Origin of the sequence: Janthinobacterium sp. YR213 (genome assembly GCF_900099875.1) — a bacterium.
In the GTDB taxonomy this organism is placed as follows: Bacteria; Pseudomonadota; Gammaproteobacteria; order Burkholderiales; family Burkholderiaceae_D; genus Janthinobacterium; species Janthinobacterium lividum.
The window spans coordinates 756,987-771,974 of record NZ_FNDA01000003.1 but is presented as its reverse complement, the minus strand read 5'-3'; the positions used below and the strand labels follow the sequence as shown (position 1 = coordinate 771,974).

13 protein-coding genes are annotated in these 14,988 nt (G+C 63.7%); 4 read left to right on the top strand and 9 right to left on the bottom strand.

What is annotated here, in order from left to right:
- Positions 1-182: 182 nt before the first annotated feature.
- On the top strand, positions 183-3,257 hold the full coding sequence (locus BLT98_RS17390; RefSeq protein ID WP_092610014.1) for a response regulator: 3,075 nt from the start codon (positions 183-185) through the stop codon (positions 3,255-3,257).
- A 71-nt stretch (positions 3,258-3,328) separates the two neighbouring features.
- Here BLT98_RS17390 and BLT98_RS17385 read toward each other — a convergent pair whose 3' ends face one another.
- From BLT98_RS17385 to modA, 4 genes are read right to left on the bottom strand one after another with little or no spacing between them, the layout of a single operon-like run.
- Positions 3,329-4,096 (bottom strand): TOBE domain-containing protein, encoded by a 768-nt coding sequence (locus tag BLT98_RS17385; RefSeq protein ID WP_052140146.1) that lies wholly within the window; start codon positions 4,094-4,096, stop codon positions 3,329-3,331.
- A 40-nt stretch (positions 4,097-4,136) separates the two neighbouring features.
- On the bottom strand, positions 4,137-4,859 hold the full coding sequence (locus BLT98_RS17380; RefSeq protein WP_244517522.1) for a sulfate/molybdate ABC transporter ATP-binding protein: 723 nt from the start codon (positions 4,857-4,859) through the stop codon (positions 4,137-4,139).
- Positions 4,856-5,527, bottom strand: coding sequence for a molybdate ABC transporter permease subunit (modB, locus tag BLT98_RS17375; protein ID WP_092609772.1), 672 nt, complete (start codon positions 5,525-5,527; stop codon positions 4,856-4,858). Before modB ends, BLT98_RS17380 begins: the two co-directional genes overlap by 4 nt.
- Positions 5,528-5,544: 17 nt before the next feature.
- Positions 5,545-6,303, bottom strand: coding sequence for a molybdate ABC transporter substrate-binding protein (gene modA, locus BLT98_RS17370; protein ID WP_092609769.1), 759 nt, complete (start codon positions 6,301-6,303; stop codon positions 5,545-5,547).
- Between the two features lie 139 nt (positions 6,304-6,442).
- On the opposite strand from modA, the gene BLT98_RS17365 reads away from it, so the two are divergent.
- Together BLT98_RS17365 and BLT98_RS17360 are read left to right on the top strand one after the other, a co-directional pair.
- The gene (locus BLT98_RS17365) at positions 6,443-7,675 is read left to right on the top strand and encodes a putative DNA modification/repair radical SAM protein (RefSeq protein WP_092609766.1); all 1,233 of its coding nucleotides are present in this window, start codon (positions 6,443-6,445) and stop codon (positions 7,673-7,675) included.
- On the top strand, positions 7,672-9,135 hold the full coding sequence (locus tag BLT98_RS17360) for a UdgX family uracil-DNA binding protein (RefSeq protein ID WP_092609763.1): 1,464 nt from the start codon (positions 7,672-7,674) through the stop codon (positions 9,133-9,135). The genes BLT98_RS17365 and BLT98_RS17360 overlap by 4 nt, the downstream gene beginning before the upstream one ends.
- Here BLT98_RS17360 and BLT98_RS17355 read toward each other — a convergent pair.
- Entirely contained in the window at positions 9,087-10,100 is a 1,014-nt protein-coding gene (locus tag BLT98_RS17355) for a bile acid:sodium symporter family protein (protein WP_070257873.1), read from the bottom strand. The genes BLT98_RS17360 and BLT98_RS17355 overlap by 49 nt on opposite strands.
- Before the next feature lie 289 nt (positions 10,101-10,389).
- Between BLT98_RS17355 and BLT98_RS28860 the strand changes: the two genes are divergently transcribed.
- Positions 10,390-10,833: a hypothetical protein gene (locus tag BLT98_RS28860; protein WP_071653706.1), complete on the top strand. Its 444-nt coding sequence runs from the start codon at positions 10,390-10,392 to the stop codon at positions 10,831-10,833.
- Between the two features lie 77 nt (positions 10,834-10,910).
- Here BLT98_RS28860 and BLT98_RS17350 read toward each other — a convergent pair whose 3' ends face one another.
- The 4 genes from BLT98_RS17350 to BLT98_RS17335 form a co-directional block, all read right to left on the bottom strand.
- The gene (locus BLT98_RS17350; protein ID WP_034752546.1) at positions 10,911-11,273 is read right to left on the bottom strand and encodes a BON domain-containing protein; all 363 of its coding nucleotides are present in this window, start codon (positions 11,271-11,273) and stop codon (positions 10,911-10,913) included.
- A 267-nt stretch (positions 11,274-11,540) separates the two neighbouring features.
- Complete coding sequence (locus BLT98_RS17345) at positions 11,541-12,908, bottom strand: sigma 54-interacting transcriptional regulator (RefSeq protein WP_092609759.1); 1,368 nt, start codon at positions 12,906-12,908, stop codon at positions 11,541-11,543.
- Complete coding sequence (locus BLT98_RS17340) at positions 12,905-13,447, bottom strand: hypothetical protein (RefSeq protein ID WP_070282968.1); 543 nt, start codon at positions 13,445-13,447, stop codon at positions 12,905-12,907. The genes BLT98_RS17345 and BLT98_RS17340 overlap by 4 nt, the downstream gene beginning before the upstream one ends.
- A complete protein-coding gene (locus tag BLT98_RS17335; RefSeq protein WP_070257870.1) occupies positions 13,444-14,856 on the bottom strand; it encodes a HAMP domain-containing sensor histidine kinase in 1,413 nt (470 codons plus the stop codon). Before BLT98_RS17335 ends, BLT98_RS17340 begins: the two co-directional genes overlap by 4 nt.
- Positions 14,857-14,988 lie beyond the last annotated feature (132 nt).

Sequence of the window (14,988 nt, the reverse complement as noted above, 5' to 3'; positions counted from 1 at the left end):
CCAATTTCACCGTAAATTCGGCGAATAAACGACGTCCAGCCTTTAATTATATGGCAACATCGTCAAAAGCCCATACGGGGCGGGCAATTTGCGCGGCGGCGCTTGCCAAGCTGGGGTATTGATAGGAAAATTCCTGACAGCATTATCTGCCGCCTGTGCCGCCCGGCACTGAAAAGGAAATCATGAAGCCTCTCGGCATTAAAGCAAAAGTCGCGCTGGCCACCAGCCTGACCTCGATCGCCATGATCGCGCTGGTCACCATGATCCAGGTGCAGCACATGCGCGACGACTTCACCCGAGTACTGCTGAGCCAGCAGTCATCCCTGATCAGCCGCACCGCTGCCGAGCTCGACGACAAGCTGGGCATGCTGCTGCAGATTGTCACCCTGACGGCCAGGCAGCAGCCGCCGGAACTGATCGCCCAGCCCGCCAAACTGCGCGAATACTATGCGCGCCGCTCGATGCTGGTGCTGTTCGACGACGTGCTGGTGCTCGATGCGCATGGCGCCATCGTGGCCGACATGCCGGAAGTGGCGGGGCGCGCCGGCATCAACGTCGCCGAGCGCGAGTATTTCCAGACCGTCCTGCGCACGCGCCAGCCCATGATTACCGAGCCGATGCTGGGCAAGTCGAGCGGCATGCCCATCGTGCAGATGGTGGCGCCCGTGCTGGCCGCCGATGGCCAGGTGGCCGGCGTGGTGATCGGCGTGCTGCGCCTGTACAAGGACAATCTGCTGGGCCGCCTGCGCTCGGAAAAGATCGGCAAGAGCGGCTATTACTTCATCCTCACGCGCGGCGCCGTGCCGCGCTATGTGCTGCACCCCGATACCAGCCGTTTGCTGCAGCCACGCAAGCCGAACGCCAACCTGACGACCACCCAACTGCTGAAGGAGGATGGCGAAGGCAGCATGGTCAGCACCAACAGCCGCGGCATCACGGCCGTCAACAGCTTCAAGCGCCTGAAATCCGTGAACTGGCTGCTGGCCGCCTCGCTGCCCGTCGAGGATGCCTTCGAACCGTTCGATGGCGTACTGTACCGGCTGGTGCTGTGGAGCATCCTCGCTTCGCTGCTGGCCGCCTTTGTTCTGGGCTTGGTCACCGTGCGCCTGCTGTCGCCGCTGGTGCGCCTGCGCGACACCCTGCTGGCCCTGCGCACCAGCGGCAGCCGTTTCACCCCCGTGCCGGTACAGCAGCGCGACGAGATCGGCGAACTGACGGAAGCGTTCAACGGCCTGATGAGCGAACGCGACCGCCTGCAGCAGGAACTCGAAGCGCGCGCGGCGGAGCTGGAGCAGGAACGCGACCGGGCCGAGGCGGCCAACCGTGCCAAGAGCGATTTCGTGGCCAACATGAGCCATGAAATCCGCACGCCCCTCAATGCCGTGCTGGGCATGGTGTATTTGCTGGGCAATACCAGGCTCGACACGGAACAGCGCAAGTACCTGACCATGGTCAGAGTGGCGGGCCAGTCGCTGCTGGGCATCCTCAACGATGTACTCGACTATTCGAAGATCGAGGCGCGCCGCATGGAATTGTCACCCGTCGAATTCGACCTCGACGAAGTCATGAATACCCTGGCCACGACGATGACGATGAATGCGGGCGAAAAGGAACTGGAACTGGCCATCGCCGTCGAGCCCGACGTGCCGCGGCGCCTCGTGGGCGACGCCCAGCGCCTGCAGCAAATTCTCGTCAACCTGGCCGGCAACGCCATCAAGTTTACCGAGAGCGGCGAAGTGGTGGTGGCCGTCAGCCTGGCCGAGAGCGAAAACGGGCGCGCCTGGCTGCGCTTCGAAGTGCGCGACACGGGCATCGGCATGACGGAACTGCAGCAACAGCAGCTGTTTGCCGCGTTTTCACAGGGCGACCAGAGCATCACGCGGCGCTTCGGCGGCACGGGCCTGGGCCTGGCCATCAGCAAGCAGCTGATCCACATGATGGGCGGCGACATCGCCGTCGCCAGCAGCGAAGGCAAGGGCAGCCGCTTCTGGTTCAGCGTGCCCTTCGAGATGCTGGCGCAGCCGGCCGAAACGCGGCGCACGCCGGCCCTGGGCCAGCTGCGCCTGCTGGTGGCCGACGACAACCGCACGACGCGCGAACTGATCGTCAAGCTGATCGAGGCGTGGGGCTGGCTGGCCGACGAAGTGGACTCCGGCTTTGCCGCAATCGAACTGTACCGCGAACGCCTGGCGCAGCAGCAGCCGTATGATGTGGTGCTGGCCGACTGGCACATGCCCGTGATGGACGGACTGGCCACGGCCAAGGCCATCCGCCAGGCGGCCAGCGGCCAGCGCCAGCCCATCGTGGTGATGGTCAACGCCTTCGCCCGCAACCACCTGGAGGAAATCTCCAGTGCGGCCGAGGCCGATGTCGTGCTGATGAAGCCGATCACGGGCTCCAGCCTGTTCGATGCCCTGCACCAGGCGCTGATCGCCAAGAATGACGGCGGCGAGCAGCGCATCCTGCACCAGCCGCTGGGCACGGAACTGGCCGGCGTGCATTTCCTGCTGGTGGAAGACAATCATTTGAACCAGGCCGTGGCGCGCGGCATCCTCGAACACATGGGCGCCACCCTGGACGTGGTGGGCGACGGCTTGCAAGCCGTGGAACGGCTGCGCACGGAAGCGCTGCGCTACGACATCGTGCTGATGGACATGCAGATGCCCGTCATGGACGGTTTCAGCGCCACCCACATCATCCGCACGGAACTGCGCCTGAACCTGCCCGTGATCGCCATGACGGCCGGCGTGCTGGCGTCCGAGCGCGAGCGCTGCATGACGGCCGGCATCAGCGACTTCATCGCCAAGCCCGTGGTGGTGGAAGAGATGATGGAGGTCATCCTGCGCCACCTGCCCAAGCGTCCGCAAGTACAGGCGGCCGAGCCGGTACGCGTCGCCGATGAAGAAGTGTTTTCCATGGCGCCGCTGATGCGCGTGATGGGACGCGACGCGAAGGGGCGCGGCGTGCTGCGGCGCATGGTGGAAGACGCGTTGAACAAGGGCATGACGCCCGTGCGCGACGCCGAAACAGCATTGCAGGCAGGCCGCCACAGCGACGTGGCGCGCATCCTGCACGGCGTGCGCGGCTCCGTGGGCACCCTGGGCACGAAACGCCTGATCCGCGCCGCGTTCGCCACAGAGGAAGCCATCGACGCGGGCCGCCTGGACGAGGTGCCGGCGCTGCTGGCGCACACGGCGCAGGAACTGGAGCAGGCGCTGGCGGCGGCGACGGATTGGTTGTCGCGGTTGAAGGATTAAGCTCGTTTGAACCCAAGAGATAAAGGCCGGGGTCGTACCCTCAGGGTACGCCCCCAGTCCTTGCTTTGGGTTTAGGCGGGCACGCCCAGAATCACGCTGGATGCCTTGAAAATCGCCGTCACGCTGCTGCCGATGGCGATGCCCAGGTCGGTGCTGCTCTGGTTGGTGATGATGGCCGCAATCGTGCCGCCGCGCGGCAAGTCCAGCACCACTTCCGTGTTGACGGCGCCCGTCTGCACCCGCGTGACGGTGCCGGCCAGCTGGTTGCGCGCGGAAAAGCGCGCGCCTTCGCTGTCCGCCACAAGGATGATGGACGAGGCCTTGATCAGCGCAAACGCTTCCGCGCCCGGCACCAGGCCCAGGCTTGCGCTGCTGCCTTGCGTGACGATGGCGACGATCTGCTGGCCGCCGGGCAATTCCAGGGTGACTTCGTCGTTGACGGCGCCCTGTTTCAGTTCGGCCACCTTGCCCAGGAATTGATTGCGTGCCGTGGTTTTCATGGCCATTCTCCGTATGAGTAAAAGATCGTCGGCGATGCCTTCCGCCTGGCTGCCCAGCTGGCGCAGGTAGCGGGCATGCTCACGCTCGATGATGCGGAAATTGTCGACCAGCTGGCGCCCCCGCTGCGTCAGCCGCGTGCCGCCGCCGCCCTTGCCGCCCGTCAGGCGCTCGACCAGCGGCTCGCCGGCCAGGTTGTTCATCGCGTCTATGGCGTCCCAGGCCGCCTTGTAGCTCATCTTCACAAGCTTGGCCGCCTGCGTGATGGAGCCGCATTCGGCGATAGCGCCCAGCAATTCCACCCGGCCGGCGCCGCCCAGGTTTTCTCCGCCCACCGTCATCCATACCGAGCCTTGCAAGCCGATTTCCGCTGCCGCTGATTTATCCAATGCGTTCACCCAATGCCATGTGTTCTTCCCTGTTATCGATCTGTCCGTCGCGCAAGTACAGCACATGCTCGCCCAGGATGCGCGCATCTTCCGGATCGTGTGTGATCAGGATCATGGGCACGTCCAGGCGCTGCTGCCACTGGCTCAGTTCCAAACGCATTTTGACACGCAGGGCCGGATCGAGGGCGGCAAACGGCTCGTCGAGCAGCAGCGCGCTGGGCTCGGCCACAAGCGCCCTCGCCAGCGCCACCCGTTGGCGCTGGCCTCCGGACAACTCGTCGGGAAACTGGTGCGCCAGTTCCTGCAAATGGAAGGCGTCAAGCCAATGCTCGACCTTCTGCAATTTTTCGCGCGCGCGCGGATTGAACCAGCCCCGCGCCAGGCCAAATCCCACGTTCTGGCGCACCGTCAGGTGCGGGAACAGCGCGTAATCCTGGAACAGGTAGGCGACATTGCGCTGCTGCGGCGGCAGGTTGATGCCGGCGGCGGCATCGAACAGGGTGCGCCCGTTCAGGCGGATATGGCCCGCGTCAGGCGTGAAGAGTCCGGCAATGGCTTTCAGGGTCATGCTCTTGCCTGCGCCGGACGGGCCATACATGGCGATGCGCTGGCTATCGGACGTGCATTGCACTTGCATGTCGAAGCGGCGTTTGCCGGAGCGCAAGGTGGCGCGAATGTCGAGGTCGAGTTGCATAGGCATCATCATAGCCGTCATTTGTGCGCGATGCGCCCGGGCGCCAGGCGGCCAGCCGACAACAGCACCACGATGCAGACAAAGGAGATAATCAGGACCAGCGTATTGGCCACGTCATCCTGACCCGCCTGCACGGCTTCATACACGGCCACCGACAGGGTTTGCGTCTTGCCGGGGATGCTGCCGGCCACCATCAAGGTGGCGCCGAATTCGCCCAGGGCGCGCACAAAGCCCAGCAGCACGCCGGCCAGGATGCCGCGCCACGCCAGCGGCAAGGTCACGCGAAAGAAAATCGCCATTTCCGAGATGCCCAGCACGCGGGCCGCCTGCTCCAGCTGGCCATCGACCGCTTCGAAGGCGGCGCGCGCGGGCTTGAAGACGAGGGGAAAGGCGACCACGGTGGAGGCGATCACGGCGCCCTGCCACGTAAAGATCAGGTTGATGCCGAAGTTGTCCTGCAGCCAGATGCCCAGCGTGCCGCGCCGGCCCAGCAGCACCAGCAGGTAATAGCCGAGCACGGTGGGCGGCATCACCATCGGCAGGGTCAGGAGGGCGTCGAGCAGCTCGCGCCCGGGGAAACGCGTGCGCGCCAGCAGATAGCCCGTGCCGATGCCGAGCAACAAATTGAGCGCCGTGGCCCACGCCGCTACCTTGAGCGACAGGGCCAGCGCGGTCCAGGCGATATCCATGCGGGCGCGTACCTGAATTATGGCTTCTTGAAACCGTACTTGGCGAGAATGGCTTGCGCCGGCGCCGTCTGCAGGAAGCTGACGAAACGCTTCGCTTCGGCGCCATTGCTGCTGCCCTTGATGGTGGCGATCGGGTACAGCACGGGCGCCTCGAGCGGCACGTCCAGCACCACGTTCACTTTATCCTTCATGATGGCCGCGTCGGTGGCGTAGACAAAGCCCGCATCGACTTCGCCGCGCGCCACATAGTCGAGCGACTGGCGCACGTTCTGCGTGCCGATGGCTTTCGGCTGCACGGCTTCCCACAGATTCGCCTTTTTCAGCGCACCTTCCGAATAGCGGCCGACGGGCACGCTGGCCGGATTGGCGATGGCCACACGGGTCACGCCCTTGTGCGTCAAATCGCTCAAGCTCTTGATGCCCAGCTTGCTGTCGTGCGGCACGATCAGCACCAGGCTGTTGCCGACGAAGTCCATGCGGTCGGCCGGCAAGACGAGGCCCTGCTTTTGCGCCGCATCCATGGTTTCCTGGTCGGCCGAGGCAAACACGTCGACGGGCGCGCCCTTGACGATCTGCTGCAGCAGCACGCCCGAGGCGGCGAAGTTGAGTGAGACCTTGCTGCCCGGATACTGCGCCTCGTAGCTTTGCGCCGCATCCTTGAACGCATTCGTCAGGCTGGCCGCGGCCGACACCACCACTTCGCCGGCAAAGGCGGAGCTGGCGGCAGTAGCGAGAAGAGCGGTGCCAAGCAGGCGGGCGAGGGAGGTGAGGCGCATGATCGTATCCTTGTAAGTGAACGGTGACAAGGACCGTAATATACACTTATATATAGCGTTCTGCCATCGCATGGATCAATCCTGCGCAAGGTGGAATCCCTGATATACTGTATATAAACACAGTATATCGAGGTGCACCATGGAATTGACGGACAAGCTGGAAATCCTGGCCGACGCGGCCAAGTACGACGCGTCCTGCGCCAGCAGCGGCGCGCCCAGGCGCGATTCCATCGGCAAGGACGGCTTTGGCGCCACCTCGGGCATGGGCATTTGCCACAGCTATACGCCGGACGGGCGCTGCGTCTCGCTGCTCAAGATCCTGCTGACCAATTACTGCCTGTACGATTGCCAGTACTGCGTCAACCGCCGCACGTCGAACGTGCCGCGCGCGCGGTTTACGGTGGCCGAGGTGGTGAAACTCACGAGCGACTTTTACCTGCGCAACTACATCGACGGCCTGTTCCTCAGTTCCGGCATCATCCAGTCGGCCGACTACACGATGGAGCAGCTGGTGCAGGTGGCGCGCGAGTTGCGCGAGGTGCACCAGTTCCGCGGCTATATCCATCTGAAAACCATCCCCGACGCCGATCCCGCCCTGATCGCACAGGCGGGCTGCTATGCGGACCGGCTCAGCGTCAACATCGAACTGCCGACGCAGGATAGCGTGCAAAAGCTGGCGCCGGAAAAAAGCGTGCATACGATCAAGCTGGCCATGGGTTCCATCCGCCGCAAGCTCGATGAGAAAGCGGAAGAACCGCGCGCGCCGCGTTTCGCACCGGCCGGGCAAAGCACGCAGATGATCGTCGGCGCCGACGCCAGCGACGACCAGCAAATCCTCTCCACGGCTGAGACCCTGTATGGCAGCTACAAACTCAAGCGCGTGTATTACTCGGCCTTCAGCCCCATCCCCGACAGCCCGAAAAGCGTGCCGCTGGCGCCGCCGCCCATGCTGCGCGAACACCGGCTGTACCAGGCCGATTTCTTGCTACGCAGCTATGGTTTCCAGGCCAGCGAACTGCTGCCCGCCACTGGCGGCAACCTGGCGCTCGATATCGATCCGAAACTGGCGTGGGCGCTGGCGCACCGCGAACATTTTCCGCTGGACTTGAACCGTGCGGCGCAACACATGATCGCCCGCGTGCCCGGCATCGGCCTGCGCAACGCGCAGCGCATCGTCGACCTGCGCCAGTTGCGGCAAGTGCGCTACGCCGACCTGTCGCGCCTGCGCTGCAGCATGAAGAAAATCGCCCCCTTCATCATCACGGCCGACTACTTTCCCGCGCGCGACACCACTGCCTCGGAACACCTGCGCCGCGCCTTGGCGGAAGCGCCGCAGCAGATGAATTTGTGGCCGGAGCTGCAGGCCGCATGAGTACGGTGGTGCGGCTGGCGCAATCGTTCGACGAGTGGCGCGCGGCCGCGCGCGAACTGATCGCGCGCGGCGTGCCGCCTGCCGACGTTGCCTGGCAGTCACAGCCCGGTGATGGCGACCTGTTTTCCTCGACGCCAGATGCGACGGATACCAGCGCGCCGTTGCTGCGCCTGCCCCGTTCCCTGGTGGAATTGCTGGAAAGCGCCGCCTGTTTCAACGTGCATGACCGCTGGGCATTCCTGTACCAGGTGCTCTGGCGCTGGCAACTGGGCCAGCACGATGTACTTTCTCCCGCTGACGCGGACGGCGCGCGCCTGCACGCCATGGCCAACGCCGTACGCCGCGAAGAGCACGACATGCATGCGTATGTGCGTTTCCGCGAACGCAGCGAAGCCGAGGGTGCGCCCCGCTTCGTCGCCTGGTTCGAGCCCACGCACGACGTGCTGCCGCAGGTGGCGCGCCACTTCGCCCGCCGCATGGGATCTGCCAGCTGGATGATCGCCACGCCCGCCGCCAGCATGTTGTGGGATGGCACGACCTTGCATGCGGGACCGGCCCTGCTGAGCGGAGCGGCCGATATCGACGATGCGGGCGAAGCCCTGTGGCTGACCTACTACCGCAGCATCTTCAATCCCGCGCGCGTCAATGCCGGCCTGCTGCGCAGCCATATCCCCTCGCGCTTCTGGAAGAACTTGCCCGAAGGCGCCATCGTGCCCGCCATGCTCAGCGGCGCCGCCAACGGCGAACGGCGCACGGGCCAGACGGCCAGCGTGGGCCAGCGCAGCGGCGCGACCATGATCCCGGTCTCCGCCGAGCGCGCCCAGCCCGCGCGCGACCTGCCCACCACCCTGGACCAATGCCGCCGCTGCGCGCTGTGGCAGCACGCCACGCAAGCCGTGCCCGGCACGGGGCCTTCTCAGGCGCGCATCATGCTGGTGGGCGAACAGCCGGGCGACCAGGAAGACCTGGCAGGCCTGCCCTTCGTGGGCCCGGCCGGCGCACTGCTGGACCAGGCGCTGCGGGAAGCGGGCATGGCGCGCGACAGTATTTACCTGACCAACGCCGTCAAGCATTTCAAGTGGGAACCGCGCGGCAAGCGCCGCCTGCACAAGACGCCCGCGCAGCGCGAAATCCTCGCCTGCCATGGCTGGCTGGAACAGGAATTGGCCAGCGTGAAACCGCAAGTGATCGTGGCACTGGGCAGCACGGCATTGAAGTCCATCCTGCAGGACGGCGCGGCAAGCATGACGCCGCTGATCGGCACGCCCATCCGGCACGATGGGCGCTGGGTGGTCGCCGTATATCACCCCTCGTATGTGCTGCGCGCGCCCGATGCGGCAAGCCGGCGGCAGGCGTACGCCGCGATAGTCGAGGGGCTGCGGCAGGCGCTGCTGCTAGGGCAGGATAGCCATCACAGCGTTGAAGCCGGCACTTCCTGCCCCTCATCGCGCCGCGCATAGCGTTGCGCGATCACGGCGCAGATCATCAGCTGAATCTGGTGGAACAGCATCAGCGGCAAGATCACCATGCCCAGCGAACGGGTGGAAAACAGCACCTTGGCCATCGGCACGCCGCTGGCCAGGCTTTTCTTCGAGGCGCAAAAGACGATGGCGATTTCGTCTTCCTTGTTGAAACCCAGGCGGCGGCTGATGAAGGTGGAAATACCCAGCACCAGCGCCAGCAGCAGCAGGCTGATCAAGCCCAGGGCGACCAGGGTTTCCACCGAAATCGTATGCCACAGGCCTTCGCTGACGGCTTCGCTGAAGGCCGTGTAGACCACCAGCAAGATCGAACCCTGGTCGACATATTTCAGGGTGGCTTTATGGCGGTCGACCCAGCGGCCGATCCAGCGGCGCAGGAACTGGCCGGCCAGGAATGGCAGCAGCAGCTGCATGACGATGGACAGCACGGCGTCCACCGACGACTTGCTTTCCGCGCCCTTGGCCACCAGCAAGCCCACCAGGATGGGGGCGAGGAAGATGCCGATGAAGTTCGAGGCCGAGGCGCTGCAGATGGCGGCCGGCACGTTGCCGCGCGCCATGGCCGTCATGGCGATCGAGGATTGCACGGTGGAGGGCAGCGCGCACAGGAACAAAATGCCCATGTACAGGTCGGGCGTCAGGAACGTCAGCGCCAGCGGACGCAAGGCCAGGCCCAGCAGCGGAAACAGGACAAAGGTGCTGGCCAGCACCAGCAAATGCAGGCGCCAGTGCATGGCGCCGGCCACCACGGCTTCGCGCGACAGCTTGGCGCCATGCAGGAAGAACAGGGCGCCGATGGCAACCGTGGTGATGTTGCCGAAGACCACGGCCGTCTGGCCCGTGCAGGGCAGGAAAGTGGCCAGCCCCACGGTGACGAGCAGGGCGATGGTGAAATTATCGGGTTTCAGATTGCGCAACAGGGCAGCGGGGGAAAAAGAAGACATGCGGTAGCCTGGTAACGGCGCAGCCTTGCAACAGCATGCTGTGCCGGGGATGACAAACAGCGCCGGGAGCGGCGCCAGTACTGGCTATTCTACCGTTGAACTCGATTCCTCATCGCTAAAAATCATACAGTGAGAATGACAGAGGATTTGCTATCCGCATTATTCGCGCTTCCAGTGATTCATCTAAAAAGAAACAATATTTTCATAATTAAAATATTTTCATGGATAAATAAACAATGCCAATTTACACTAGTTTGTTCTAAAAATTACAACTACATCTAGGATCAATATGTATAAGTTATCTGTTGTCTTAGCATCACTGGCGTTGACTGGCTGCGCATCCGTCGCGGGCGAAAAATTTCAGCCTGTATCTATCCAGACCATTCATGAGAGCAAGGAAGTGTCCGGTATTGGCTGCAATCTCAGCAACGATGCAGGCAACTGGTTCGTTGTCAGCCCTGGCAGCGTTATGGTGCATAAGAGCACTGGCGACATGATCGTCGACTGCAAGAAGGGCAATCTGTCTGGAACTTCGACTCTGGTATCAAAATCGAATGGTGCCGTATGGGGCAATATTTTACTGGGCGGCGGTATTGGCTACATTGTCGACCGTAACACAGGGGCAGGATTTGATTATCCCAATACGACAACAATCCAGATGCGGGACATCGCCACAGCTCCTGTGACAGTACCGCCTCCGCAAGCAGCGGTTGAAACAGTCAAGACCAACTGAAACAGGCAAAAAAATGCCCTGTCCGCAGACAGGGCAACCCGGAGTAAAGTACAGCGCGAGGCGTTACCGCGCGGGGATTAGCCGGCGGCTTTGACTTTCAGCTCGTTCTTGATTTCTTTCACGCCGCTCACGGAAGCGACGATCTGCACGACGCGGTCACCCGCTTCGGCGCTCGGCACGTCGCCAGACAGCACGACCACACCTTGCTGGGTTGCTACCTTGACTGGCAGGGCAGCGGCTTGCGCATCGGCGCTCAGGGCGGCCTTGGCCGAGGAAGTGATGGTTTCATCAGGGACGGCAGCGGCAGCGTTGGCGGCCACTACGGTGTCAGCAGGAGCTTGTGCTTTTGGGGCGGAGTCAGCTGCATGCGAAGCGGTGATCGAGGCGCCCGACAGTACGATAGCGGCAACCAGGGTATTGAACAGTTTCGATGTTTGCATGGTAGTTCCTCTCAATGAAGTTAAAAGCTTCTTACTTGGATAAAGCAACACTTTGAAGCGTCACATCTACCCATACAGCAAGCACCGTGCCAGCTTTTAAATTTCCTTGAAAATCAACGACTTATACTCGAACTCGATTTTTCCAGCGCATTTCAGACGGATCTGGCCGGAAAAACGGGGCTTTTTGTCGCCTGACAGCGACAGATTGTGGCAAGACCGTCAATGTTTTACGCCAAGCCCCTGATTTTCAACGCTTTATTTTTGTCGCTATTCAGCGACAGGGTCGCCGTCAAGCCTGAACAGGGCCGGTGTCAGCTCGTATTTCTGTAATAAACGATAGAACTCCGTGCGGTTGCGGTCGGCCAGGCGGGCTGCGTCGGCCACATTGCCATCCGTCAGGCGCAGCAATTGGATCAGATAGTCGCGCTCGAAGCGCTGCTTGGCTTCGTTGTAGCTGAGCGCCTCCAAGGACGGCACGCGCAGCGCGCGCTGCACCAGGGACAAGGGCACCAGCGGCGCCGTGGCCAGCGCGCACACTTGCTCGACGACATTGACCAACTGGCGCACATTGCCGGGCCATGGCGCGGCCACCAGGGCAGTCAAGGCATCGGGAGCGAAGCCATTCAGGGGTTTCTGGTACTTGGCCGCCAGCTTCTGCAGGAAATGGTTCGCCAGCAGGGAGATGTCTTCGCGGCGCTCGGCCAGCGGCGGCAGGGTCAAGGTCACCACGTTCAGGCGGTAATACAAGTCTTCGCGGAATTGCCCCTCCTGCATGGCCACGTCCAGGTCGCGGTGCGTGGCGGACAGGAGCCGCACGTCAACCGGACGCGTCTGGTCGGCGCCCACGGGGCGCACGGCCCGTTCCTGCAGCACGCGCAGCAGTTTCACCTGCAGCGGCAAGGGCATGTCGCCGATCTCATCTAAAAACAGGGTGCCGCCATCAGCCGCCTGGAACAAGCCTTCACGATTGCCGACGGCACCCGTAAACGAGCCTTTCACGTGGCCAAACAGTTCCGATTCCAGCAGCTGCTCGGGAATGGCGCCGCAGTTGACGGCAATGAACGGCGCCTTGGCGCGGCGGCTGGCGTTGTGCAGCGCGCGCGCCAGCAATTCCTTGCCCGTGCCGGAGGGTCCGCGGATCAGGATGCTGGCGTCCGATCCCGCCACCAGCTTGGCTTCGGTCAGCAGTTCGGCCATCTGCGAACTGCGGCTGATCAGCTCGGCACGCCAGCTCTCGTCACCGGACGCTGCGGCCGGCATGACGGTGGACAAGTTGATGGCATACGCCACTTTTTCCATCAGCAGCTTGCCGTCGAACGGCTTTGTCAGATACGCAAACGCGCCGCGCGCCGTCGCGTCGACGGCGTCGGGGATGGTACCGTGCGCCGTCAAGAGAATCACGGGCAGGGCCGAATGCTGGCGGCGGATTTCATCGAACAAGGCCAGGCCGTCGCGGCCCGGTAATTGCACGTCGGTAATGACCAGGGCCGGCAATTCCACGGCCAGGCGCGCCAGTGCCGCTTCCGCGCTGCCCACGGCCGTCACCCGATAGTTGCCCGCCTTCAGGCGGATGGTCAGCAGGCGCAGCAGGTCGGGATCGTCGTCGACCAATAGAATGTGGGCGTGCTCGCTCATTTCGGCGCTCCCGCGGCAGGGCGCACGGACAGGCTGCGCTCGATGTTTTTCAGTGCTTCCAGTTTTTCATTGAGCTGGTCGATGCGGCGCTGGGCGTCGCGCAACTGCGTGTTGAGCTTGTCGATGCTCTCTTCCTGGCGGCGCAGCTCCGCATACTGGCTGCCGAGCAATTGCGCCAACGGTGCCAGCAATTGCGCGTCCTTGCCCGTGGCCGTGGCCAGCGGTTCCAGCAAGGCTTGCGCGCGGGCCAGGTCGCCGGGACCGCGCAAGGCCGCTTGCAGCATGGCGCGGCGTAGCGTGTTGTGCGGCGCGTGATCGGCCTTGGCCAGGTCCAGCTGCGCTTTCACCAGTTCCGACGGCGTCATCAGGCGCAAGGCGCCTTGATACGCCAGCAATTCGGTCAGCTGGGGATCGGCCACCACCACCACGCGCGGCGGCGTTTGCACCAGCACGGGCGTCTGGATGGGGGGCTTGGCGGCGCAAGCGCCCAACAGCAGCGCGCTGGCGGCCATGCCGGCCAGGGAAATTCTCGTCATCATAAGGGCAGTTCTATCCGAAAATGCGCGCCGGCGGGGCGCGGTAAAAGAGTGACGCTGCCATCGTGGGCGGCGATATATTCGCGCACGATGGACAGGCCGATGCCATTGCCGTTGCGCGCGCCGGCCGCCTGGCGCACTCCCTGGTAAAACGGTTCAAAAATCCGCGCGGCATCCTCGGGCGCCACGCCGGCTCCCTCGTCGATGCAGTCGATGCGCACGCGGCCGCCTTCGCAAGACAGGGTAAACCGTACGGTGCCGCCTTCCGGGCTGAAGCGCACGGCATTCGACAGCAGGTTCGCCAAGGCCGTCGCCAGCTTGTCGCGGTCGGCCTGCACGATCAGGGACTCGCCCTGCACCTCGACCGTCAAACGGCGCGCCAGCCATTGCAGGCGCTGCCCGGCCACCACATCTTGCAGCAAGACCAGCAGATCGACCTTGCTGTGCGCCAGGTGCTGGGCGTCAAAAGCGGCGGTATTGTAGCGCAGCAAGTCTTCGATCTGGGTTTGCAGCGAGGCCGTGTTTTGCTGCAGGATGCCGGCGATTTCGCGCTGGCTGTCGCTGAGCTTGCCGGCCACCTCGTCTTCCAGCAAGGCCACGCCTTCGCGCAGGGCTGCTAGCGGGGTTTTCAGCTCATGCGAAATGTGGCGCAGAAAACGTTCCTTGTCGGCATCGAGATCGGCCAGGCGCTGGCGCAGCCAGTCGAGCTGCTGGCCCAGGCGGCGCGTATCGGCCGGTCCGCCGACGACGATGGGCTGGTCGTAGCGCTTGTCGCCCAGGCGCTCGATGGCCGTCTCGATGCGACGCAGCGGGCGCGACAGCAAGAATCCAAAGCAGGTGGCCAGCACGGCCGCCAGCAGCACGGCGCCGCCCACCAGCACGCCCAGCAGGCGGCGCTGGCGTTCCAGCTCGGCCAGCAGGGCGTCGTTGCGGCTGCCGATTTCCGTCTTGCTTTCGCGCGCCAGGCTGTCATTGATCTGCGTCATGCGGGCAAACGCGCGGTACACGACGGCGTGGCCATCGCGCTTGCGGCGCTTACCCGCTTGCAAGACTTCCCACGCCGATTGCGCCTGCACCGTCCATTCGTCGGCCAGCTGGGGAGCGAACTCGGGCGTGGCCCGGTTCAGCACTTGCAGCGCCGCCGTCGCTTCGTCGCGGGCCGCCGCGTAGCGCTCGCGGAACACGGGGTCGTCGAGCACGAGGAATTGGCGCGCGCTGCGTTCCATGGCCAGCGTGCGCTCGGACAGGCGCTGCGACTGTTCCGTCAAGGCAATCGCCTGCGCCGCCGTCTCGCGCCCCAGCCGCGCCAGGTGTTCCAGGGTCAGCAAGGCTTGCACGGAGGTGGCCGTCAAAATGCCCGTCGTCAAAATGAAGGCGGCAAATAACAGTTGGCGAAAGGAAAGTCGGGACAAGGTAGGCGCCTTCGGGTCAGTCTGGACAGTAAAAGGCGCATGGTACGCTAAGCTTTCATTCGGAGACGCCACCCACTCTGGAATGATCAATTTTACAACACTGTCGCTTTTCCAGTCGCCAGCAAGGCCCCG

What these genes read in the sequence shown, in the direction of transcription:
- modA (WP_092609769.1), bottom strand. Translation starts at nt 6,303, where the DNA reads ATGCGCCTCACCTCCCTCGCCCGCCTGCTTGGCACCGCTCTTCTCGCT.
- BLT98_RS17355 (WP_070257873.1), bottom strand. Translation starts at nt 10,100, where the DNA reads ATGTCTTCTTTTTCCCCCGCTGCCCTGTTGCGCAATCTGAAACCCGAT.
- BLT98_RS17365 (WP_092609766.1), top strand. Translation starts at nt 6,443, where the DNA reads ATGGAATTGACGGACAAGCTGGAAATCCTGGCCGACGCGGCCAAGTAC.
- BLT98_RS17350 (WP_034752546.1), bottom strand. Translation starts at nt 11,273, where the DNA reads ATGCAAACATCGAAACTGTTCAATACCCTGGTTGCCGCTATCGTACTG.
- BLT98_RS28860 (WP_071653706.1), top strand. Translation starts at nt 10,390, where the DNA reads ATGTATAAGTTATCTGTTGTCTTAGCATCACTGGCGTTGACTGGCTGC.
- BLT98_RS17385 (WP_052140146.1), bottom strand. Translation starts at nt 4,096, where the DNA reads ATGACGGTGGGCGGAGAAAACCTGGGCGGCGCCGGCCGGGTGGAATTG.
- BLT98_RS17380 (WP_244517522.1), bottom strand. Translation starts at nt 4,859, where the DNA reads ATGACGGCTATGATGATGCCTATGCAACTCGACCTCGACATTCGCGCC.
- BLT98_RS17390 (WP_092610014.1), top strand. Translation starts at nt 183, where the DNA reads ATGAAGCCTCTCGGCATTAAAGCAAAAGTCGCGCTGGCCACCAGCCTG.
- BLT98_RS17345 (WP_092609759.1), bottom strand. Translation starts at nt 12,908, where the DNA reads ATGAGCGAGCACGCCCACATTCTATTGGTCGACGACGATCCCGACCTG.
- BLT98_RS17340 (WP_070282968.1), bottom strand. Translation starts at nt 13,447, where the DNA reads ATGATGACGAGAATTTCCCTGGCCGGCATGGCCGCCAGCGCGCTGCTG.
- BLT98_RS17360 (WP_092609763.1), top strand. Translation starts at nt 7,672, where the DNA reads ATGAGTACGGTGGTGCGGCTGGCGCAATCGTTCGACGAGTGGCGCGCG.
- modB (WP_092609772.1), bottom strand. Translation starts at nt 5,527, where the DNA reads ATGGATATCGCCTGGACCGCGCTGGCCCTGTCGCTCAAGGTAGCGGCG.